17 protein-coding genes and 1 pseudogene are annotated in these 21,426 nt (G+C 60.6%); 6 read left to right on the plus strand and 12 right to left on the minus strand.

Features of this window, described 5'->3' with window-relative positions:
- Positions 1–171: 171 nt before the first annotated feature.
- The 4 genes from ccoP to ccoN are packed head-to-tail and all read right to left on the minus strand — an operon-like array spanning position 172 to position 3,387.
- Positions 172–1,125 (minus strand): cytochrome-c oxidase, cbb3-type subunit III, encoded by a 954-nt coding sequence (gene ccoP, locus PMI27_RS04835; protein WP_008157293.1) that lies wholly within the window; start codon positions 1,123–1,125, stop codon positions 172–174.
- On the minus strand, positions 1,122–1,334 hold the full coding sequence (locus tag PMI27_RS04830; protein WP_443200789.1) for a cbb3-type cytochrome oxidase subunit 3: 213 nt from the start codon (positions 1,332–1,334) through the stop codon (positions 1,122–1,124). The genes ccoP and PMI27_RS04830 overlap by 4 nt, the downstream gene beginning before the upstream one ends.
- Before the next feature lie 9 nt (positions 1,335–1,343).
- The gene (gene ccoO, locus PMI27_RS04825) at positions 1,344–1,952 is read right to left on the minus strand and encodes a cytochrome-c oxidase, cbb3-type subunit II (protein WP_008157297.1); all 609 of its coding nucleotides are present in this window, start codon (positions 1,950–1,952) and stop codon (positions 1,344–1,346) included.
- 10 nt (positions 1,953–1,962) lie between these two features.
- Positions 1,963–3,387: a cytochrome-c oxidase, cbb3-type subunit I gene (gene ccoN / locus PMI27_RS04820; RefSeq protein ID WP_008157299.1), complete on the minus strand. Its 1,425-nt coding sequence runs from the start codon at positions 3,385–3,387 to the stop codon at positions 1,963–1,965.
- A gap of 96 nt (positions 3,388–3,483) precedes the next feature.
- Between ccoN and PMI27_RS04815 the strand changes: the two genes are divergently transcribed.
- Entirely contained in the window at positions 3,484–4,161 is a 678-nt protein-coding gene (locus PMI27_RS04815; RefSeq protein ID WP_008157301.1) for an alpha/beta family hydrolase, read from the plus strand.
- A 188-nt stretch (positions 4,162–4,349) separates the two neighbouring features.
- On the opposite strand, the gene PMI27_RS04810 is transcribed toward PMI27_RS04815, so the two are convergent.
- From PMI27_RS04810 to acnA, 3 genes are all read right to left on the minus strand, one after another.
- Positions 4,350–5,915: a methyl-accepting chemotaxis protein gene (locus tag PMI27_RS04810; RefSeq protein WP_008157303.1), complete on the minus strand. Its 1,566-nt coding sequence runs from the start codon at positions 5,913–5,915 to the stop codon at positions 4,350–4,352.
- 103 nt (positions 5,916–6,018) lie between these two features.
- A complete protein-coding gene (locus tag PMI27_RS04805) occupies positions 6,019–6,810 on the minus strand; it encodes a CPBP family intramembrane glutamic endopeptidase (RefSeq protein WP_008157305.1) in 792 nt (263 codons plus the stop codon).
- Positions 6,811–6,927: 117 nt separating this feature from the next.
- Entirely contained in the window at positions 6,928–9,669 is a 2,742-nt protein-coding gene (gene acnA / locus PMI27_RS04800; RefSeq protein WP_008157307.1) for an aconitate hydratase AcnA, read from the minus strand.
- Positions 9,670–9,891: 222 nt separating this feature from the next.
- On the opposite strand from acnA, the gene rlmM reads away from it, so the two are divergent.
- Positions 9,892–10,965, plus strand: coding sequence for a 23S rRNA (cytidine(2498)-2'-O)-methyltransferase RlmM (rlmM, locus tag PMI27_RS04795; protein WP_008157308.1), 1,074 nt, complete (start codon positions 9,892–9,894; stop codon positions 10,963–10,965).
- Between the two features lie 7 nt (positions 10,966–10,972).
- On the opposite strand, the pseudogene PMI27_RS32550 reads toward rlmM, so the two are convergent.
- A pseudogene (locus PMI27_RS32550) lies at positions 10,973–11,110 on the minus strand (metal ABC transporter ATP-binding protein); the annotation flags it as partial.
- A gap of 34 nt (positions 11,111–11,144) precedes the next feature.
- Between PMI27_RS32550 and tusA the strand changes: the two are divergent.
- Complete coding sequence (gene tusA / locus PMI27_RS04790) at positions 11,145–11,396, plus strand: sulfurtransferase TusA (RefSeq protein ID WP_007907805.1); 252 nt, start codon at positions 11,145–11,147, stop codon at positions 11,394–11,396.
- Here tusA and PMI27_RS04785 read toward each other — a convergent pair.
- Complete coding sequence (locus PMI27_RS04785) at positions 11,393–12,802, minus strand: MATE family efflux transporter (protein ID WP_008157310.1); 1,410 nt, start codon at positions 12,800–12,802, stop codon at positions 11,393–11,395. The two genes, tusA and PMI27_RS04785, sit on opposite strands and share 4 nt — an antisense overlap.
- A gap of 274 nt (positions 12,803–13,076) precedes the next feature.
- Between PMI27_RS04785 and pdxB the strand changes: the two genes are divergently transcribed.
- Entirely contained in the window at positions 13,077–14,219 is a 1,143-nt protein-coding gene (pdxB, locus tag PMI27_RS04780; RefSeq protein WP_008151436.1) for a 4-phosphoerythronate dehydrogenase PdxB, read from the plus strand.
- Between the two features lie 187 nt (positions 14,220–14,406).
- Here pdxB and PMI27_RS04775 read toward each other — a convergent pair whose 3' ends face one another.
- A complete protein-coding gene (locus tag PMI27_RS04775; RefSeq protein WP_008151434.1) occupies positions 14,407–14,586 on the minus strand; it encodes a PA1571 family protein in 180 nt (59 codons plus the stop codon).
- Between the two features lie 258 nt (positions 14,587–14,844).
- Here PMI27_RS04775 and PMI27_RS04770 point away from each other — a divergent pair, with 258 nt between their 5' ends.
- A complete protein-coding gene (locus PMI27_RS04770) occupies positions 14,845–16,632 on the plus strand; it encodes an ABC transporter transmembrane domain-containing protein (RefSeq protein WP_177327879.1) in 1,788 nt (595 codons plus the stop codon).
- 114 nt (positions 16,633–16,746) lie between these two features.
- Here PMI27_RS04770 and PMI27_RS04765 read toward each other — a convergent pair whose 3' ends face one another.
- Entirely contained in the window at positions 16,747–18,675 is a 1,929-nt protein-coding gene (locus tag PMI27_RS04765; RefSeq protein WP_008151430.1) for a transglycosylase SLT domain-containing protein, read from the minus strand.
- A gap of 213 nt (positions 18,676–18,888) precedes the next feature.
- Here PMI27_RS04765 and PMI27_RS04760 point away from each other — a divergent pair, with 213 nt between their 5' ends.
- The gene (locus PMI27_RS04760; protein ID WP_008151427.1) at positions 18,889–20,808 is read left to right on the plus strand and encodes an ATP-binding cassette domain-containing protein; all 1,920 of its coding nucleotides are present in this window, start codon (positions 18,889–18,891) and stop codon (positions 20,806–20,808) included.
- A gap of 148 nt (positions 20,809–20,956) precedes the next feature.
- Here the strand turns inward: PMI27_RS04760 and PMI27_RS04755 are convergent, their stop codons facing one another.
- Positions 20,957–21,394, minus strand: coding sequence for a universal stress protein (locus PMI27_RS04755; protein WP_008151425.1), 438 nt, complete (start codon positions 21,392–21,394; stop codon positions 20,957–20,959).
- Positions 21,395–21,426 lie beyond the last annotated feature (32 nt).

Below are 21,426 nucleotides of genomic sequence, written 5' to 3' on the forward strand. Positions count from 1 at the left end.
CACATCGGGTCGGGTCGACCTGGAACCGGCTCATGCCAGTCCGCATCGGGGGAAGCTTAGACCCGAATCTGGTGAACCGAAAGGAGGACCAACGGAGGGGTGCGACACTTGGTCGCAAAGGGGCAGGGAACTGCCGCATCCGGGAGAATGCGGCAGCAGAGCGGTCGAGATTTATTCGTGTTTGCCTTCAGCCTGCAAACGCTCTGTATTCAGGCCGTGTGACAGGCTGTACACATAAGCGGCCAGCAATTGCACCTTATCGTTGCCGAGCAATTCGTTCTGCGCCGGCATATGACCCTGGCGACCATGACGAATAGTCTGTTGCAGCTGCGCCAGGCTTGTACCGTAGATAAAACCGGCCGGTTGCGTCAGATTCGGCGCGCCCATGGCTTCAGTGCCCTGGCCGTTTGCCCCATGACAGGCTACGCACATCGTGCTGAACGCTTGCTGTCCGGCGTGCAGGTCGGCACCGCTGTCGGCAGGCACCGGCAGGCCGGCCAGGTCTTGGCGCACATAAGCCGCGACGTTCTTCACACCGGCATCACCCAGGATTTCACCCCAGGCCGGCATCGCGGCCATGCGACCACCCATGATCGTGGTTTTGATCGTGTCGGCGTTGCCGCCCCAGCGCCAGCTGGTGTCCGCCAGATTCGGGAAGCCAAAGGCGCCCTTGGCATCCGATCCGTGGCAGACCGCGCAATTGGAGGCAAACAGGCGACCGCCCATTTTCAACGCGAGCGGGTCCGTGGCCACTTCTTCCACAGGCATCGCCGCGAATTTGGCGAAGATCGGCCCGAACTTCGCATCGGCCTTGTTCATCTCCTTTTCCCACTCGTGGACGCCGGTCCAACCGTCCTCGTAACCCGGCAGAATGCCTTTCCAGTTGCCCAGGCCTGGGTAAAGCACCAGATAGCCCACGGCAAACACCAGCGTGCCGGCGAACAGCATGAACCACCACTGCGGCAGCGGGTTGTCGTACTCCTCGATGCCGTCGAAGCTGTGGCCCATGGTCTGGTCGACGCTGCCCTTGGTTTCGCCCTTGCGGGTGCCGATCAGCAGCCAGGTCAGGCCGATCAGGCTGCCGATGGTCAGTACGCAGATCCACGTACTCCAGAAGGTGGTCATGGCCGGGTACTCCTTGTTTCAGGTTCTTGGGTGGCGTCATCGGGTAGCGGTTCATCGGCGAACGGCAGCAAACGCGCTTCGGCGAATTCCGGAGTGCGCTTGCGGTTGAACACCCACAGCGTCAGGCCGACGAAGGCCACGAACACCACGACCGTGCCCAGGCCGCGGATCATTCCACTGCTCATTACGCTTACGATTTCAAAGGGCATGGACATGGCTCACCTCTTGCTCTTGATGGATGTGCCGAGCACTTGCAGGTAAGCGACCAGCGCGTCCATTTCGGTCTTGCCCTTGAGCGAAGCCACCGAGCCTGCGATGTCGTCGTCGGTGTATGGCACGCCGAGGGTGCGCATCGCCTTGATCTTGGTTTCGGTGTGGCTGCTGTCGAGTTGATTGGCTACCAGCCACGGATAACCGGGCATTTTCGATTCCGGCACCACGTTGCGCGGGTTGTACAAATGCGCGCGGTGCCAGTCTTCGGAATAGCGACCGCCGACCCGGGCCAGGTCCGGACCGGTACGTTTCGAGCCCCACAGGAACGGATGATCCCAGACGCTTTCACCGGCCACCGAGTAGTGGCCGTAGCGTTCGGTCTCGGCGCGGAACGGACGGATCATCTGCGAATGGCAACCGACGCAGCCTTCGCGGATGTAGATGTCGCGACCTTCCAGTTGCAGCGCGGTGTAGGGCTTCATGCCTTCCACCGGTTTATTGGTCACGTCCTGGAAGAACAGCGGGACGATCTGGGTCAGACCGCCGATGCTCACGGCCAACACCATCAGCAACATCAGCAGGCCGACGTTTTTCTCGATTGTTTCGTGTTTCATGGCGGCCTCCTCAGGCGATCTGCGCGGCAGCGGCGACTTCGGCAGGCTGCGAGGCCCGCACGGTGCGCCAGGTGTTGTAGGCCATCAGCAACATGCCGCTGAAGAAGATCGCACCGCCTACCAGGCGCACGACGAAGCCTGGGTGGCTGGCCACCAGGGTTTCGACGAAGGAGTAGGTCAGCGTGCCGTCTTCATTGACTGCGCGCCACATGAGGCCCTGGGCGATGCCGTTGACCCACATCGAGGCGATGTACAGCACGGTGCCGATGGTCGCGAGCCAGAAGTGCGCGTTGATCAGACCGATGCTGTGCATCTGCGTGCGGCCGAAGATTTTCGGGATCATGTGGTACAGCGCGCCGATGGAGATCATCGCGACCCAACCGAGGGCGCCGGCGTGAACGTGACCGATGGTCCAGTCGGTGTAGTGGGAGAGGGCGTTGACCGTTTTGATCGCCATCATCGGCCCTTCGAAGGTCGACATGCCGTAGAACGCCAGCGAGACCACGAGGAAGCGCAGGATCGGGTCGCTGCGCAACTTATGCCAGGCGCCCGACAGCGTCATCATCCCGTTGATCATCCCGCCCCAGCTCGGCGCCAGCAGGATCAGCGACATCACCATGCCCAGCGACTGGGCCCAGTCCGGCAGAGCGGTGTAGTGCAAGTGGTGCGGACCGGCCCAGATGTACAGGGTGATCAGCGCCCAGAAGTGCACGATCGACAAGCGATAGGAATACACCGGACGCTCGGCCTGTTTCGGCACGAAGTAGTACATCATCCCGAGGAAACCGGCGGTGAGGAAAAAGCCTACGGCGTTGTGGCCGTACCACCACTGAACCATGGCATCGGTCGCACCGGCGTACACCGAATAGGACTTGGTGAAACTCACCGGCAGCTCAAGGTTGTTGACGATGTGCAGAATCGCCACGGTGATGATGAACCCGCCGAAGAACCAGTTGCCGACGTAGATGTGCTTGGTCTTGCGCTGCATGATCGTGCCGAAGAACACCACGGCGTAGGCGACCCAGACGATGGTGATCAGGATGTCGATCGGCCATTCAAGCTCGGCGTACTCCTTGGAACTGGTGTAACCCAGCGGCAGGCTGATGGCCGCCAGCAGGATCACAAGCTGCCAGCCCCAGAAACAGAACGCGGCGATTTTCGGCGCGAACAATCGGGTCTGACAGGTGCGTTGCACCGAATAGAACGAACTGGCGAACAGGGCGCAACCGCCAAAGGCGAAGATCACTGCGTTGGTGTGCAACGGGCGCAGGCGTCCGAAGCTGGTCCACGGCAGATTGAAGTTGAGTTCAGGCCAGACCAATTGAGCCGCGAGAAAAACCCCGAGCCCCATGCCGACGATGCCCCACACCACCGTCATAATGGCGAATTGGCGGACCACCTTGTAGTTGTAGGCGGTACTGATAGAAGTGTTCATGGTTCCCCATCCACGGTTCAGCCGAAGTGAAGGCGTTTGCGTACGGCAGACGCTCCCTTCGCCTGGAGTTATAGGCAGACTAAAAGCGAGGCAAGCATGGACAAAGAGCACAAGGCCAGTATTGACGGGGATCAATGGGCGCGGTGTGTGCAGGATCATGGATGGTTGTGGAATGCCGCCACGACGCCGGCATCGGCGACGCTGATTCTTGCCCATGGCGCCGGTGCGCCGATGGACAGCGCCTGGATGAACGACATGGCTGAGCGCCTTGCTGCTCAAGGCGTCAATGTGCTGCGCTTCGAGTTTCCCTACATGGCGCAACGGCGTGTTGATGAGGGCAAACGTCCACCGAACCCGGCGCCGAAACTGCTCGAGTGCTGGCGTGGGGTCTATGCCGTGGTGCGACGCCATGTCGCTGGGCGTCTGGCCATTGGCGGCAAGTCCATGGGCGGGCGCATGGCCAGTTTGCTGGCCGATGAGCTGGGCGCGGATGCGCTGGTGTGCCTGGGGTATCCGTTTTATGCGGTGGGCAAACCGGAGAAGCCTCGGGTTGAGCATTTGGCCGCGCTGAAGACACGGACGCTGATTGTTCAGGGCGAGCGGGATGCATTGGGCAATCGTGAGGCCGTCGAGGCTTACACGTTGGCGCCGAGTATCGAGGTGTTTTGGTTGGCGGCGGGAGATCATGACTTGAAGCCGTTGAAGGCTTCGGGGGTTACCCATGAGCAGCATTTGGCGGCTGCGGCGGGGAAGGTTGCAGCATTTCTTCAGTGAGATTTGCGGTGCCGGTCAGGGCCTCATCGCGGGCAAGCCTTGCTCCTACTGGATATCGGTGTCCGACGCATGACCTGTAGGAGCAAGGCTTGCCCGCGATAGCAATCTGTCAGGCGCCATCACTTTCAAACTGGCAATAAAAAACCCGGAAGCTTTCACTGTCCGGGTTTTTGTCTTTCCAGCGACTGTTAGCGGTTAAACCGCTCCACCAACGAATACTGGGTATTCGCCGTCTTCGTCAGCTCTTCACTCAACAACGCCGAGTGTTGCGCCTGTTCCGAGGTCTGATCCGCCAGGTGCGAGATGTTGCTGATGTTGCGGCTGATTTCTTCGGCGACAGCACTTTGCTCTTCGGTCGCCGCAGCGATCTGGGTGGTCATGTCGGTGATGTTGGCCACCGCTTCGCTGATCCCCACCAGTGCCTGATCCGCTTCCAGTACCCGCGCCACACCTTCTTCAGCCTGGCGATGACCAGCCTCCATGGTTTGCACTGCGGTGCTGGCGGTTTGCTGGAGCTTGGCGATCAGGGCGTGGATCTGCCCGGTGGATTCGCTGGTACGTTGCGCCAGTTGACGGACTTCGTCGGCCACTACCGCAAACCCGCGACCCATTTCACCGGCACGGGCCGCTTCGATGGCGGCGTTCAAGGCTAGCAGGTTGGTCTGGTCGGCGATGCCTTTGATCACGTCGACCACGCCACCGATTTCGTCGCTGTCCTTGGCCAGTTGGGTCACGGTCAGCCCGGTTTCACCGACCACCACCGACAGGCGCTGGATGGCTTCGCGGGTTTCCCCGGCGATGTCGCGGCCGCGACCGGTCAGGCGATTGGCTTCCTGGGTAGCGTCGGCCGTGCGCTGTACGTGGCTGGCGACTTCCTGCGTGGTGGCGGCCATCTGATTGACAGCGGTGGCCACTTGCTCGGTTTCGACACGCTGACGTTCCAGGCCGGTGGAGCTGCTGTGAGCCAGGGTGTCGGACTGTTTCGCTTGGTCGCTCAGGTGCTCGGCGGTGTCCTGCAGACGGGTCAGGCAGGTTTTCAGGCGGGCTTCCTGGCTGAGGATCGACATCTCCAGACGCGCCTGGGCACCGCGGCTATCGGTGTACATTTGCGCGATCAGCGGGTCGGAGGTCGTTTGCCCGGCCAAGTGCAGCAGACGCTTGAGGCCGCGCTGTTGCCAGCTCAACCCCAACAGACCCAATGGCACCGACAGGCCGGCGGCCAACGCAAAACCCCATTGGGAATTGAGCGACGCACCGATCATGAAGCTCAGTTGGCTGACCAGAATGAACGGCAGCCAGTCCTGCAGCACCGGCAGCCATTTGTCCGTTGAAGGAATCGCCGACTTGCCCTGGTTGATGCGTTGGTAGAGCGCTTCGGCACGGCGGATCTGCTCGGCGGTGGGCTTGACCCGCACCGATTCATAACCGACCACCTGATTGCCTTCGAAAACCGGCGTGACATAGGCGTTAACCCAGTAGTGATCACCGGTCTTACAGCGATTCTTGACAATGCCCATCCATGGCAAGCCTTGTTTCAGTGTGCCCCACATATGCGCAAACACCGCGGCCGGGACGTCAGGGTGACGGACCAGGTTATGCGGCGCACGGATCAGCTCTTCACGAGAGAACCCACTGATCTCGACGAAAGCATCGTTACAGTAGGTGATCACGCCCTTGGCATCGGTGGTGGAAATCAACCGTTGCTGAGCCGGGAAGGTCCGTTCGCGTTGTGTAATAGGCTGGTTGTTACGCATGGCTTTTTCAATCCGCAAGGCTTTGACGGGTTGTCGGCACCGTCAGCCATTTATTGAGATTATTTTTCAGTAATCAGTGGCGCGTCGCAAAACGCCCCTTGCGTCAGCCGGCAAGCATCGGATAGGTGAACAGTCCGAAATGCAGCAGGTTCAGGCCGAAATGGGTGGCGATGGCCGCACCCAAGCCACCAAAACGGTAGGCCAGACCATAGCCGACACCTGCCAGGCTCGCCAGCAACACCCATTGCCAGCCGGAGCCCGCATGCACCAGGCCGAACAGCAGCGTGGCGAGGAGCAGGGCGAGGTTTTCACCATGGGGCAGGTTTTTGAAGCACCGGGTCAGACCGCCCTGGATGTAGCCGCGAAAGAGTGCTTCCTCGACCAGGGTCACCAGCAGCAGATTGTTCAGTAGCCACAACCAGGCTTGATCGGGCCACTTCGGAGCCCAACTGATCACGCCCAGCAACAGCGCGCTACCCAAGGCCAGCACGGCACTCAACGTCAGCGCCAGCGCGGTGGCATAGATGGAAGCGCGCAGCGAATGCCGGCCGACAATCCACGGGCAGGCCAGCAAAAGCCAGAATCCGATCAGGGGTTTGTCCTGATTCAGGTACATGAAAAACGGCACGGCATCGTCGGTGAATCGTTGAGGGGCGAAACCACGACCGTTGTAGAAACCGGGAAGCCAGTGCATCGCCAATGCCAGGACCAGGACGAAGAACACCCCATGACCGAGGTAGCGCGCGATGGGGAGATTTTGCTGACGGACGGCGAAGCCTGTGAACAGCAGCAACGCGAAGGAGATTACGGCCAGCCAGCCGAGGTGACCGTAAATCAGTGCCAGACCATAGCCGAGGGAGAGGAGGGCCAGGTAGTTCCATGGCAAAGCAATCATTTGAAATCCTTGGTTTTTTGGTCAGCTACTACATAGAGGCATAGAGGCGCGCGATTATAGGGATGTCCGGCCTAAACAAAAACACCGCCCGAAGGCGGTGTCTGTGTCAGCAGGCTGTTACGAGGCAATCAACTGCCGCAACACGTAATGCAAAATCCCCCCCGACTTGAAGTACTCCACCTCATTCAAGGTATCGATCCGGCACAACACCTCGACTTTCTCGCGGCTGCCGTCTTCACGGGTGATCACCAGCGACAGGTTCATCCGCGGCGTCAGTTCGACGCCGGTCAAACCGAGAATATCCAGTGTCTCCTTGCCGGTCAGGTTCAGGCTCTTGCGGTTTTGATCCAGCTTGAACTGCAACGGCAACACGCCCATGCCCACCAGGTTGGAGCGGTGAATCCGTTCGAAACTTTCCGCAATGACCGCTTTGACCCCCAACAGATTGGTGCCCTTGGCTGCCCAGTCGCGACTCGAACCGGTGCCGTATTCTTGCCCGGCAATCACCACCAGCGGCGTGCCCGAGGCTTGATAACGCATCGCCGCATCGTAGATTGGCATCCTCTCCCCGGTGGGAATGTAAATCGTATTACCGCCTTCTTCGCCGCCGAGCATCTCGTTACGGATGCGGATGTTGGCAAAGGTGCCGCGCATCATCACTTCGTGGTTGCCGCGTCGCGAGCCGTAGGAGTTGAAGTCCCGTGGTTCTACACCTTTCTCGCGCAGGTAGTGGCCTGCGGGGCTGTCGACCTTGATGTTGCCGGCGGGGGAGATGTGGTCGGTGGTCACCGAATCACCCAGCAGCGCGAGGACTCTGGCACCGGCGACGTCCTTGACCACCGGCGGCGGCCCGCCGATGTCATCGAAGAACGGTGGATGCTGGATGTACGTCGAATCGTCCTGCCAGACATACGTCGCCGCTTGCGGCACTTCGATTGCCTGCCATTGCTCGTCGCCGGCAAACACTTCGGCGTATTCCTTGTGGAACATCGCGGTGTTGACCTGGTTCACCGCGTCGGCGATCTCTTTGGTGCTTGGCCAGATGTCCCGCAGATACACCAGATTGCCCTCTTTGTCGGTACCCAAAGGCTCGCTGCTGATGTCGATGCGCACCGTCCCGGCCAGCGCATAGGCGACGACCAGCGGAGGGGAGGCCAGCCAGTTGGTTTTCACCAGCGGATGCACGCGACCTTCGAAGTTGCGGTTGCCCGACAACACCGAGGCGACGGTCAGGTCGGCGGCCTGAATGGCTTTTTCGATCGGTTCCGACAATGGCCCGGAGTTGCCAATGCAGGTGGTGCAGCCGTAGCCGACCAGGGCAAAACCCAGTTCATCAAGGTACCGGGTCAGGCCGGCAGCCTTGTAGTAGTCGGTGACCACTTTCGAGCCTGGGGCCAGCGAGCTCTTGACCCACGGTTTGCGCTTGAGGCCTTTTTCCACGGCTTTCTTCGCCACCAGGCCGGCGGCCATCATCACGCTCGGGTTGGAGGTGTTGGTGCAGGAGGTAATCGCCGCGATCACCACCGCGCCGTTTTTCAATCGATAGGTCTGACCGTCGTATTCGTAGTCGGCTTCACCGGCCAGATCGGCATTGCCCACCGCGACGCCTCCGCCGCCTTCACTTTCGAGGCGACCGACTTCCTTGCTGGTGGGTTTGAATTGCAGGTCGACGAAGTCACTGAACGCTTGCGCGACATTCGGCAGCGATACCCGGTCCTGGGGGCGTTTCGGCCCGGCAAGGCTGGCTTCGACGCGGCTCATGTCCAGCGCCAGAGTGTCGGTGAACACCGGTTCCTGGCCCGGCAGGCGCCATAGGCCCTGGGCTTTGCTGTAGGCCTCGACCAGTTTCACGGTCTCGCTGGTGCGACCGGATAAGCGCAGGTATTCCAGGGTGATGTCATCCACCGGGAAAAAGCCGCAGGTGGCACCGTATTCCGGGGCCATGTTGGCGATGGTCGCGCGGTCGGCCAGCGGCAGGTCGGCGAGGCCGTCGCCGTAGAACTCGACGAATTTGCCGACTACGCCTTTCTTGCGCAGCATCTGGGTGACGGTCAGCACCAGGTCGGTGGCGGTGATGCCTTCCTTAAGCTTGCCGGTGAGTTTGAAGCCGATCACTTCCGGGATCAGCATCGACACCGGTTGGCCGAGCATCGCCGCTTCCGCTTCGATCCCGCCGACGCCCCAGCCGAGCACGCCGAGGCCGTTGATCATGGTGGTGTGGGAGTCGGTGCCGACCAGAGTGTCGGGGAAGGCGTAGGTGCGGCCGTCCTCGTCCTTGGTCCAGACCGTGCGCCCCAGGTATTCCAGATTCACCTGGTGGCAGATCCCGGTGCCCGGTGGTACCACGCTGAAATTGTCGAAGGCGCTTTGGCCCCAGCGCAGGAACGCATAACGTTCACCGTTGCGCTGCATTTCGATGTCGACGTTTTGTTCGAAGGCGCTGGCACTGTCGAATTTGTCGACCATCACCGAGTGGTCGATCACCAGATCCACGGGGGAGAGCGGATTGATTCGCTGCGGGTCGCCGCCGGCCTTGGCCATCGCGGCGCGCATCGCGGCCAGGTCGACCACGGCAGGAACACCGGTAAAGTCCTGCATCAATACCCGCGCGGGACGGTATTGAATTTCGCGGTCGGAGCGACGTTCTTTGAGCCAGGCAGCAATCGCCTTGAGGTCGGCGCCGGTAACAGTTTTTTCATCTTCCCAGCGCAGCAGGTTTTCCAGCAGCACTTTCAACGACATGGGCAGCTTGTCCAGGTCGCCCAGGCTTTTGGCGGCATCCGGCAAGCTGAAATAGTGATAGGTCTTGTCGTCGACTTGTAAGGTTTTAAGGGTTTTCAGGCTATCGAGGGACGGCATTGAAATGACTCCTTTGGGTCCGCACGGCTACGGACTGGCGGGACAGACAGAGCCTTAAACCTAGTCCTGTTTGGTGCTTAAGGCTAATAACTGGACTCTATGGCCAAGTCCAAGGTTCCGAACTCGGCTATCATGCGCCGGTTTTCGTGACAGGCTTTGCTTCAACGCAAGTCTGGGCATCGCGCAGTGGCTGAATTTCTCGCCATCTGCCCAGGAGTAAGAATGAACACCCTCTTTATGCATTGCCGGCCGGGCTTCGAAGGCGAAGTCTGTTCCGAGATTTCCGAACACGCCGCACGACTGAACGTGGCCGGTTATGCCAAGGCCAAGACTGCCAGCGCCTGCGCCGAATTCATCTGCACCGAAGAAGACGGCGCCGAGCGCCTGATGCGTGGCCAGCGTTTCGCCGATCTGATCTTCCCGCGCCAGTGGGCTCGCGGGATCTTCATCGATCTGCCGGAAACCGACCGCATCAGCGTGATCCTCGCGCACATGGCAGACTTCCCGCTGTGCGGCAGCCTGTGGCTGGAAATGGTCGACACCAATGATGGCAAGGAACTGTCGAACTTCTGCAAGAAGTTCGAAGGCCACCTGCGCAAGGCGCTGATGGCCGCTGGCAAACTGGTTGAAGATGCCCACAAGCCACGCCTGCTGCTGACCTTCAAAAGTGGCCGAGAAGTGTTCATGGGCTTGGCCGAGTCGAACAACTCGGCGATGTGGCCGATGGGCATTCCGCGGCTGAAGTTTCCACGTGAAGCGCCGAGCCGTTCGACGCTGAAGCTGGAAGAGGCGTGGCACCATTTCATCCCGCGCGATCAATGGGACGAGCGTCTGCACAGCGACATGACCGGCGTCGACCTTGGCGCCGCGCCGGGTGGCTGGACCTGGCAGCTGGTCAACCGCGGCATGTTGGTGACCGCCATCGACAACGGTCCGATGGCCGAAAGCCTGATGGACACTGGTCTGGTACAACACTTGATGGCTGACGGTTTCACCTTCAAGCCCAAGCAACCGGTGGACTGGATGGTCTGCGACATCGTCGAGAAACCGGCGCGCAACGCCGCGATGCTGGAAGAGTGGATTGGCGAGGGGCATTGCCGCGAAGCGGTGGTCAACCTCAAGCTGCCAATGAAACAGCGTTACGCCGAAGTGAAGCGCTTGCTGGAGCGCATTGCCGACGGGTTCAAGGAACGCGGTATTCGGGTCGAGATCGGCTGCAAACAGCTGTACCACGACCGTGAAGAAGTGACCTGCCATTTGCGCCGGCTCGACGTGAAGAAACCCAAGTCCCGCTGATTCACACGGACCCATGTGGGAGCGGGCTTGCTCGCGAATGCGGACGAACATTCAACATTGATGTCGACTGACCCACCGCTTTCGCGAGCAAGCCCGCTCCCACAGGGATCGGTGTAACGCCATAGATGACCGAACACCCGGCAATGCGCGACAATGCCGGCAAGTTTCAGGAGTGAATCATGAGTGAAATGATTGATACGCCGGTTGACGGCACCCTCGACGCCACCGGCCTCAACTGCCCGGAACCGGTGATGATGCTGCACCAGCACATCCGTGACCTGGTGCCCGGCGGTCTGCTGAAGGTGATCGCCACCGACCCGTCGACCCGTCGCGACATTCCCAAGTTCTGTGTGTTTCTCGACCACGAACTGGTGGCGCAGCACGAAGAGGCAGGCACCTACCTCTACTGGATCCGCAAGAAACTCGCTTAACCCGCCGAATGGCTGATGCGGATCCGCTTGCGTGCACTGCGCGTCAGGCGGATCGACAGCATCAACGCCGCGCAACTTAAGCCCACGATCAATCCCTGCCACAGCCCGCTCGGGCCGCTCGGCGCGCCGAACCAATCGGTCAGGCCCAACGCGTAACCCACCGGCAAACCAATCCCCCAGTAAGCGAACAGCGTCAGGATCATCGTCACCCGAGTGTCCTGATAGCCGCGCAATGCGCCGGCAGCCGTTACCTGGATCGCATCGGAAAACTGGAACAGCGCCGAATACACAATCAGCATCGCCGCGACATGAATCACCGTCGGGTCGGCCGTATAGATCGTTGCGATGTGTTCACGCAGCGACAGCATCATGCTCGCGGAAATGCACGCATAGGCCAGTGCCGTGCCCATGCCGACACCGGCGGCGAAGCGGGCCTCGCGCGGCTCCTGACGGCCGAGCGCCTGGCCGACCCGCACGGTCACGGCCATGCCAAGGGAGTAAGGAATCATGAACACCAGCGAGCTGAAATTCAGCGCGATCTGATGCCCGGCCACCACCGTCGCGCCGAGGCTGCCGATCAGCAGCGCAATCACCGCGAAGATGCTCGACTCGGCGAACACCGCGATGCCGATCGGCAGGCCGATGCCCAACAGGCGTTTGATCACCGACCACTGTGGCCAGTCGAAACGGCTGAACAACTCACTCGACTGATACGCCGGCGCCCAGCGCTCCCACCCGGCCATGCCCAGCGCCATCACCCACATCACGATCGCCGTGGCCCAGCCGCAACCGACACCGCCCATGGCCGGCACACCGAAGTGGCCATAGATGAAGACGTAGTTCAGCGGAATGTTCAGCGCCAACCCGCACAGACCCAGCACCATGGCCGGACGCGTGCGCCCCAGGCCGTCACTGAAGCAGCGCAGCACATGGTAGAACGCAACGGCGGGCAAACCGCTGGCGATGCCGTGCAGGTATTGCATGCACGGGCCGATCAGTTCGGGATCGACCTTCATGATGTGCAGAATCGGTTCGGCGCTGAACAACATGCCGGTCGCCATCAAGCCCACGACCAATGCCAGCCACAGTGCCTGGCGCACGATCGGGCCGATCTCGCGATGGGTGCCGGCGCCGAAACGCTGGGCGACTTTCGGGGTAGTCGCCAGCAGCGTGCCGGTCATCAACAGAAACACCGGCACCCAGATCGAGTTGCCCAGCGCCACCGCCGCCAGATCCCGTGGTCCGACCCGGCCCGCCATCACCGCATCGACGAAGCCCATGGCGGTGGTCGCCAGTTGCGCGATCATGATCGGCAAGGCCAGGCCGAGCAGGTTTTTCAGCTCCAGGCGAACCCGGGCCGGACGGGTGAGGGAAATAGCGGCGGGGCGGTCAGTCACGGAATTCAAGGGCGAAACGTCCAGAGATGTTGATGCGCAAGGCGGCGCATTCTACGCCCTGACGCAGTGGTCAGGAAAAGTCCTGTGTTAGGGATTTGTAATCACGCACGGTCCCTTGTAGGAGCTGTCGAGTGAAACGAGGCTGCGATCTTTTGATCTTGTCTTTAAAAAACAAAGTCAAAAGATCGCAGCCTCGTTTCACTCGACAGCTCCTACAGGGGATGCGTGCTAGGCGTGACGTGCCATCTCCGCCTACACTGCCGATCCGCCAAAGGAGCCTGCCATGCTGATTGTTGCCGACGAAAATATCCCGCTGCTCGATGCCTTCTTCGAAGGTTTCGGTGAAATCCGCCGGGTGCCGGGACGTTCCATTGACCGCGCCACCGTCGAACAGGCCGATGTGCTGCTGGTGCGCTCGGTGACCAACGTTAACCGCGGGTTGCTCGAAGGCAGCAAGGTACGCTTTGTCGGCACCTGCACCATCGGCACGGATCACCTGGATCTGGATTACTTTCAGCGGGCCGGCATCACCTGGTCCAGCGCACCCGGCTGCAACGCCCGGGGCGTGGTCGACTACGTGCTCGGCAGTCTGCTGACCCTGGCCGAAATCGAAGGCGCCGACCTGGCTCAACGCACCTACGGCATCGTCGGTGCCGGTGAAGTGGGCGGCCGGTTGGTCAAGGTGCTGCAAGGTCTGGGCTGGAACGTGCTGGTCTGCGATCCGCCAAGGCAAGCCGCAGAAGGTGGCGATTACGTCAGCCTCGAACAGATCATCGAGCAGTGCGATGTCATCAGTCTGCACACGCCGTTGAAGAAACACGGCGCCCAGTCGACCTGGCATCTGCTCGATAAAAACCGACTGAGCCAGCTCAAGTCCGGCACCTGGCTGATCAACGCCAGTCGTGGCCCGGTGGTGGACAACGCCGCTCTGCGCCAAGTGCTGCTGCAACGCGAAGACCTGCAAGCTGTGCTGGATGTCTGGGAAGGTGAGCCTGAGGTCGATGTGGCCCTGGCCGAACTCTGCGTGCTGGCGACGCCGCACATTGCCGGTTACAGCCTCGACGGCAGACAGCGTGGCACCGCGCAGATTTATCAGGCGTATTGCGATTTTCTCGGGCAAACCGCCCGGATCAACTTGAACGATTTGCTGCCCACACCCTGGCTGTCGCAAGTGACCTTGAACGCTAACAGCGATCCGGCCTGGTCGCTGGCCATGTTGTGCCGTGGCGTGTACGACCCGCGACGCGACGATGCGGATTTCCGCCGCAGCCTTGTAGGCAATGTGAACGAACAGCGTGCGGCGTTCGATTCACTGCGCAAACATTATCCGTTGCGGCGTGAGATTGATGGGTTGCAGGTGCGGATCGAGGGGGATTCGCCTGAGTTGCAGAAGATCGTGGCGGCGTTGGGTGCTTCTGCTGTCTGAGCATCGAGTCGGCCCCTTCGCGAGCAGGCTCGCTCCCACATTTAATCTCAGTCGTATACAGACGCTATATCCACTGGAGATCACTGTGGGAGCGAGCCTGCTCGCGAAGGGCCGCACTGCAATTTCTGGATCAGCAGCCATAAAAAACCCGGCCATCAGAGGCCGGGTCAAGAAGACGGTGGCTATATCACTTTTGTTCGGCAGGCTTGACCAATCGCTTTTCCAGTTCGCGGCAAGCGTCCTGGATCATGTCTTCAGTGATCGGTACTTCGCGCCCATCCTTATCGATAATTGAGCAACCCAGAGACTGGTCTGGCTGTGTGCGGATCACTTCAATCTTGTCTTCGCTGCTGTTTTGCAAGGACATGGCCTGTCTCCTCATCAGGTTGTGTGCTTACTATAGAACCGCCACGTGACCGGGCTGTGACAACTCCCTGCGATCTTTCCGGCGGAAACATCAGTCCACCAGAAATATGGCTGCGTTGCCACCCGGACTTTAGACCAATACCGTCTAGGACGTAGTCTTTGCGGTCATATTTATCCTGACTCATTATGATTTACAGCGTTCAATCCCATTGACCGGTGTAGGCTTGATCGCGTCAAACCCTACTGGTTGCGCCATCGAATGATCTCCATCCTCTCATCCCGTCAACGGCGCGCCATGCGCCTGGCCCTGCGTTTCATCGCGCCTTATCGCTGGCCGGCCGTCGGTGCCTTGCTCGCATTGATCGTCACGGCGGGCATCACCTTATCCATGGGGCAAGGGATTCGCCTGCTGGTGGATCAGGGCTTCATGACCCAATCGCCGCATTTGCTCAACCAGTCCATCGGCTTGTTTATGTTGCTGGTGGTCGGGCTGGCGATTGGCACCTTCGCGCGTTTTTACCTGGTCTCATGGATCGGCGAACGCGTTGTCGCGGACATCCGTCGTCAAGTGTTCAACCATCTGATCTATCTGCACCCAGGATTCTACGAAGACAACCGCAGCTCCGAGATCCAGTCGCGGTTGACCGCTGACACCACGCTGCTGCAATCGGTGATCGGCTCTTCGCTGTCGCTGTTTTTGCGCAATCTGTTGATGGTGATCGGCGGGATCGTCCTGTTGTTTATCACCAACCCCAAACTCACCAGCATCGTGGTGGTCGCGTTGCCGTTGGTGATCGCGCCGATCCTGATCTTCGGCCGTCGGGTGCGTAGCCTGTCGCGCCTGAGCCAGGACCGGATTGCCGATATCGGCAGCTATGTTTCCGAAACCCTGGGCCAGATCAAAACCGTGCAGGCTTACAACCATCAGGTCCAGGATGAGCAGCGCTTTGCCGCAACGGTGGAGGAGGCCTTCAACACCGCTCGCAAGCGGATCTTCCAGCGGGCCTGGCTGATTACCCTGGTGATCGTACTGGTGCTTGGCGCGGTCGGGGTGATGCTCTGGGTCGGCGGAATGGATGTCATTGCCGGGCGGATTTCCGCGGGCGAGCTGGCGGCGTTTGTGTTTTACAGCCTGATTGTCGGCAGTGCATTCGGTACGTTGAGCGAAGTGATCGGTGAACTGCAGCGTGCCGCCGGCGCCGCCGAGCGGATTGCCGAGTTGCTGCGCTCGGAAAATATCATCCGGCCACCGACCACTGACCTGGTGACCTTGCCTGAACGGGTAAAGGGTGACCTGGTGTTGCAAGACGTGCGTTTTTCCTACCCATCGCGCCCCGAAAGCTATGCGGTCGATGGTTTGAATCTGACGATCAATGCCGGCGAAACCCTCGCGTTGGTCGGGCCGTCCGGTGCCGGCAAGTCGACGGTGTATGACTTGCTGTTGCGCTTTTACGACCCCGCCGCAGGACGCATCCTGCTCGATGGCGTGCCACTGACTCATCTCGATCCGTTGGACCTGCGCCGCTGCTTCGCCCTGGTCTCGCAATCCCCGGCGCTGTTCTTTGGCAGCATCGAAGAGAACCTCCGCTACGGCAACCCGACGGCCACCCTGGCCCAGGTTCAGGAGGCGGCGAAAATCGCTTACGCCCACGACTTCATCGAACAAATGCCCAACGGCTACCAGACCCACCTTGGCGACGGTGGCCTCGGTTTGTCCGGCGGCCAACGTCAGCGCCTGGCCATCGCCCGGGCGCTGCTGGTGGATGCGCCGATCCTGCTGCTGGACGAAGCCACCAGCGCCCTCGACGCCCAGAGCGAACACCTGATCCAGCAAGCCCTGCCGAGCCTGATGAAAAACCGCACCACGCTGGTCATCGCCCACCGACTGGCCACGGTGAAAAACGCTGACCGGATCGCGGTGATGGATCAGGGGAAACTGGTAGCGGTGGGGACGCATCAGGAATTGATTGCGAGCAACACGCTGTATGCGCGGTTGGCGGCGTTGCAGTTCAGTGATGGCAAGGCTGAACTCGACATACACCCGTAGGCACTACCGCACCCCTTTTTGGAAGATGCGCTAACTCCTGTAGGAGCACGGCTTGCCGGCGATGGCGTTTTTGAGATCGCCATCGCGAGCAAGCTCAGCTCCTACAGACGTGGATTATTGATCGTCAAAATAGCGCTCATGCCAATCCACCAACGGCTGCGGTGAGTTGAGCTTCTGGCCGTAGATCACTGAGTACGACAGCACGTTTTGCACGTACTGGCGGGTTTCGTCGAACGGGATGCTTTCCACCCAGACGTCGAAGCTCAGGTGGTCCGCACCGCGCAGCCACTGGCGCACGCGACCGGGGCCGGCGTTGTAGGCGGCGGAGGCGAGGACGCGGTTGCCGTTGAACTGGCTGTGGACCTGGCTCAGGTAAGCGGCGCCGAGCTGGATGTTCTTGTCCGGATCGAACACTTGCTGCGGCGAGGCCAGTGGAATGCTGAACTTGCGCGCGGTTTCCTTGGCAGTGCCGGGCATCAGTTGCATCAGGCCGCTGGCGCCGACGCCGGAACGGGCGTCGTCCATGAAAGCACTTTCCTGGCGGGTGATGGCGAACACCCAGCTCGAATGCAGGCCACGAACCTTGGCTTCGCGCACCAGGGTTTCGCGGTGGGCCATCGGGAAACGGATGTCCAGGTCGTCCCAGTACTGCGCCTGACTGATGGTGCGGATCGCCGGGAAATACCATTTCAGGTCGTAGGCCAGTTTCGCCTGGGCGACCATTTCGTCGCGGCTGAAGTGGCGGCTGACGTGGTACCACTCGCGGCGACCATCGACGATTTGTCCGCGAGCATGAAACTCAAGCGCCCGACGCACGCCTGGGGTATTGCGGACCTTGTTGATCAGCGCCTGGCTGAGCACCAGCGGTTTGTTGTTCAGCGAGTAGGGCGACTGTGAGCGATCCGCCGCGAGGAAACCGTAAAAATCACGCTCGCGGGCGAGGCCCTTATACAGCGTCTGCGCTTCCGGGTTCTGCGGCTGCGCCAGTTCCAGGCTGCGGGCCTGCCAATAGCGCCAGCGATTGGTGGTCGCCAGATCCTGCGGCAGACGGCGAGTCAGCTGATAGGCATCGTCCCAGCGGGCCAGGCGCAGTAGCAGACGCAAACGCCATTCGGACACCGTGTTGTCACGCAGTTCCGGGTCGTACTTGGTCATCACGTCCAGCGCGCGGCTGTCGAAACGTCGTGCGAGGGTCAGCCCGATTTCCCGGGCGATGGCCACTTTTTCGTCACGCGAGAAGTGCATGCTGCTGGCATAACCGTCGAGCAGGTCCATGGCCTTGTCCGGATCTTGCTTGGCCAAGCGGCGCAGGCCGAGGCTGACGATGTCAGACATCGGTTCATCGGCCGGGGTGAAGCGCGACGGCTGGTTGAGCAGCTCGGGTTTTTGCGCCACATCAATCAGCAAGCGACCGCGAGGGGCGAGGGTGGTCAGGCCGTTGACCAGGCTGTTGGCCAGCGGATAGTTGCGCGCCTGGGCGGCAAGTTTGGTGCGCTCCCAGCGTTTCTGCTCGGTCAACTGGCCTTCGGCAGCCCATTGCCCGAACAGCGCATCGCACGCTTCGGGTTGGGATTTGCCGGTCAGCCAGAGTTTATTGGTGTTGGCGTAACCTTCGGCTTTCTGGTTATGCCCGATCTGATACTGCGCGTTCAGGCAGTCCAGTTCGGTGAAATTGAGCTTGGGGTCGTAGTACCTGACGAAAGTCGCCCAGTCGCCGCGTTCGGCCAGCCAGCGCAACCAGCGCAATTTCATCCAGTTGGCCTGGGGCAGGTCACCGTGCTCGGCGAGGAATTTCTCGATTTCGGCATTGCTTGCGGTTTTAAGGCGAGCGGTCAGTTCGTCATACGCCAGGTACGGCTCCAGCGGGTAATCGCTGAGGGCCTGGCTGTAACGGAAATAAGGACCGGTATCCCCCTTGGCGAGGGCACGCTTGGCTTCATCGTAATACTGGCGCTGGGTGGACAGGTCCACCGCCTGGGCGGTTTGAACGGCAGTGGCAGAAAGAAGAAAACAGGATAAAAGACTGAAAAGGCGACTGCGCATGAGACGTCCGGGCAGAGAAATCATGACAAGCGCGGGCAATGCCCGCGCTGAATTGTCTGTAGCTTAGCCTTTTGCCAGCAACGGGCGAAAGCTTTGCCGGCCTGTCAGCATCAGTTCGCAACATTTGTCATGCAGAGTGTCGCGAAGGTGAAATTGCCGGCCTTCTGAAGCCTCAAGTCAGGTAGAATGCGCGCCCGGTTTTTGGAGAAGCTCATGACCCTGCTCAAATTCAGCGATGTGTCCCTTGCTTTCGGCTCTACGCCGTTGTTGGACAAGGTGTCCTGGCAGATCGCCCGTGGTGAGCGGGTGTGCATCATCGGCCGCAATGGCACTGGCAAGTCCAGCATGATGAAGCTCGTCAAGGGCGACCAGAAGCCCGATGACGGCTCCGTTTGGCGCGCACCCGGCCTCAAGATTGGCGAATTGCCGCAAGAATTGCCGGTAGCCGACGAGCGGACCGTGTTCGACGTGGTGGCCGAAGGCCTGGACGGTGTCGGCGAACTGCTCGCGCAGTATCACCACCTCAGCCAGAACATCGTCACCGACGCCGACCTGGACAAGTTGATGCACGTCCAGCACGACCTCGAAGCCCGTGACGGCTGGCGTTTGCAGCAATTGGTCGACAGCACATTGAGCCGTCTGCAGTTGCCGGCCGACAAGACTCTCGCCGAATTGTCCGGGGGCTGGCGTCGTCGCGTCCTGCTGGCGCAGGCTCTGGTTTCCGAACCCGATCTGCTGCTGCTCGACGAACCGACCAACCACCTGGACATCGGTGCAATTGCCTGGCTCGAAGAAGCGCTGAAGGATTTCCAGGGCGCCGTGCTGTTCATCACGCACGACCGTTCATTCCTGCAGAACCTTGCAACCCGCATTCTCGAACTGGATCGCGGTGGCCTGATCGACTGGAACGGCGACTACGCCAGCTTCCTCGTGCACAAAGAAGCCTCCCTGGCCGCTGAAGACACCGCCAACGCGCTGTTCGACAAAAAACTGGCCCAGGAAGAAGTCTGGATCCGCCAGGGCATCAAGGCGCGCCGCACCCGTAACGAAGGCCGCGTCCGCGCCCTCAAAGCCCTGCGTAATGAGCGTAGCGAGCGTCGTGAGCGCACCGGCAAAGCCAACATCCAGCTGGATACCGCTGACAAGTCCGGCAAGCAGGTGATGGTCCTCGAGAACGTGAGTTTCGCTCACCCGGGCGGCCCGTTCCTGATCAAGGACTTCTCGATGGTCCTGCAGCGCGGCGACCGCATCGGTCTGCTGGGTGCCAACGGTACCGGCAAGACCACCTTGCTGAAACTGATGCTCAACGGCCTGCAGCCAACCAGCGGCACAGTGGAAGAGGGGACGCGCATCGACGTGGCCTACTTCGACCAGTTGCGCCATCAGCTGGACCTGGAAAAGACCGTTATTGACAACGTTGCGGAAGGTCGCGACTTCATCGATATCGATGGTCAGAGCCGCCACGTGCTGAGCTACCTCGGCGACTTCCTGTTCAGCCCGCAGCGTGCCCGCACGCCGGTGAAGGCGCTGTCAGGTGGTGAGCGTGCGCGTCTGTTGCTGGCGAAACTGTTCAGCAAGCCGGCGAACTTGCTGGTTCTCGATGAGCCGACCAACGACCTCGACGTCGAAACCCTCGAGTTGCTGGAAGAGGTCTTGCTGACCTTCAACGGCACCGTGCTGATGGTCAGCCACGACCGGGCATTCCTCGACAACGTGGTCACCAGCACCCTGGTCTTCGAAGGTGAAGGCAAGGTTCGCGAATACGTCGGTGGTTATCAGGACTGGCTGCGTCAGGGCGGCTCGCCGCGCCTGCTGGGCGTGACCGAGAGCAAGTCCGGCAAAGCCGACCTGACCTCCGCTGTCGTGACGGCCGAAGTTGCGCCAGTCGCTGCTGTAGCCGAAGCGCCGGTGGCGAAGAAGAAACTCAGCTACAAGTTGCAGCGTGAGCTGGAAATGTTGCCGGGTCAGATCGAAGTCATGGAGCAGCAGATCGCTACCGTTGAGGCACAAATGGCCGATGCCGGTTTCTATCAGCGTCCTGCTGCCGAGACCGCTGCAGTGATCGCTCAGTTGGAGCAGTTGCAGGCTGAGCACGACGTAATGGTCGAGCGTTGGGCCGAGCTGGATGCCTGATTGATCCCGCTATAAAAAAGCCCGGCTTCACTCACGTGAATGCCGGGCTTTTCGTAGGAGCTGCCGAAGGCTGCGATCTTTTGATCTTCAAGAAAGCCAGAATCAAAAGATCGCAGCCTTCGGCAGCTCCTACAGGGGTGTTGTGTTGTCAGCTTTTGATCAGGCGCACCGCGAGCACATCACAGGGCGCACCATGCAGCACGTCATTGGCAGTCGAGCCCAGCAGCAATGCCAGGCCGTGTCGGCCATGGCTGCCCACCACGATCAGGTCGCAGGTTTGTTCCTTGGCCAGGTGGTGGATCTCCTGGCGTGGCTGACCGTAGGTCAGGTGGCTGTATTCCTTGGAGAGTTCCGGATACTTCACGATCAGTCGGTCCAGGCGTTCCTTGGCCTGATCGAACTGCTGTTGTTGCAGTTGTGACAGGTCCATGGGGACGTCGCCGCCAAAGGCCATGGCCATTGGCTCGACAATGTGCACCAGGGACAATTTCGCCCCGTTACTCACCGACAGTTCGCGAGCGCGGTGGATTACAGGATCGCACTCTTCGGTTAGATCTACAGCGACCAGAATGTGGTTGTAGGGCATGAGGTGCTCCTCCTGAGGGTTGCAATATTGGT

The organism is Pseudomonas sp. GM41(2012) (assembly GCF_000282315.2).
GTDB lineage: Bacteria > Pseudomonadota > Gammaproteobacteria > Pseudomonadales > Pseudomonadaceae > Aquipseudomonas.

What these genes read in the sequence shown, in the direction of transcription:
- ccoN (WP_008157299.1), bottom strand. Translation starts at nt 3,387, where the DNA reads ATGAACACTTCTATCAGTACCGCCTACAACTACAAGGTGGTCCGCCAA.
- rlmM (WP_008157308.1), top strand. Translation starts at nt 9,892, where the DNA reads ATGAACACCCTCTTTATGCATTGCCGGCCGGGCTTCGAAGGCGAAGTC.
- PMI27_RS04805 (WP_008157305.1), bottom strand. Translation starts at nt 6,810, where the DNA reads ATGATTGCTTTGCCATGGAACTACCTGGCCCTCCTCTCCCTCGGCTAT.
- PMI27_RS04760 (WP_008151427.1), top strand. Translation starts at nt 18,889, where the DNA reads ATGACCCTGCTCAAATTCAGCGATGTGTCCCTTGCTTTCGGCTCTACG.
- PMI27_RS04755 (WP_008151425.1), bottom strand. Translation starts at nt 21,394, where the DNA reads ATGCCCTACAACCACATTCTGGTCGCTGTAGATCTAACCGAAGAGTGC.
- acnA (WP_008157307.1), bottom strand. Translation starts at nt 9,669, where the DNA reads ATGCCGTCCCTCGATAGCCTGAAAACCCTTAAAACCTTACAAGTCGAC.
- PMI27_RS04770 (WP_177327879.1), top strand. Translation starts at nt 14,845, where the DNA reads ATGATCTCCATCCTCTCATCCCGTCAACGGCGCGCCATGCGCCTGGCC.
- PMI27_RS04775 (WP_008151434.1), bottom strand. Translation starts at nt 14,586, where the DNA reads ATGTCCTTGCAAAACAGCAGCGAAGACAAGATTGAAGTGATCCGCACA.
- tusA (WP_007907805.1), top strand. Translation starts at nt 11,145, where the DNA reads ATGAGTGAAATGATTGATACGCCGGTTGACGGCACCCTCGACGCCACC.
- pdxB (WP_008151436.1), top strand. Translation starts at nt 13,077, where the DNA reads ATGCTGATTGTTGCCGACGAAAATATCCCGCTGCTCGATGCCTTCTTC.
- PMI27_RS04810 (WP_008157303.1), bottom strand. Translation starts at nt 5,915, where the DNA reads ATGCGTAACAACCAGCCTATTACACAACGCGAACGGACCTTCCCGGCT.
- PMI27_RS04830 (WP_443200789.1), bottom strand. Translation starts at nt 1,334, where the DNA reads ATGCCCTTTGAAATCGTAAGCGTAATGAGCAGTGGAATGATCCGCGGC.
- PMI27_RS04765 (WP_008151430.1), bottom strand. Translation starts at nt 18,675, where the DNA reads ATGCGCAGTCGCCTTTTCAGTCTTTTATCCTGTTTTCTTCTTTCTGCC.
- ccoP (WP_008157293.1), bottom strand. Translation starts at nt 1,125, where the DNA reads ATGACCACCTTCTGGAGTACGTGGATCTGCGTACTGACCATCGGCAGC.
- ccoO (WP_008157297.1), bottom strand. Translation starts at nt 1,952, where the DNA reads ATGAAACACGAAACAATCGAGAAAAACGTCGGCCTGCTGATGTTGCTG.
- PMI27_RS04815 (WP_008157301.1), top strand. Translation starts at nt 3,484, where the DNA reads ATGGACAAAGAGCACAAGGCCAGTATTGACGGGGATCAATGGGCGCGG.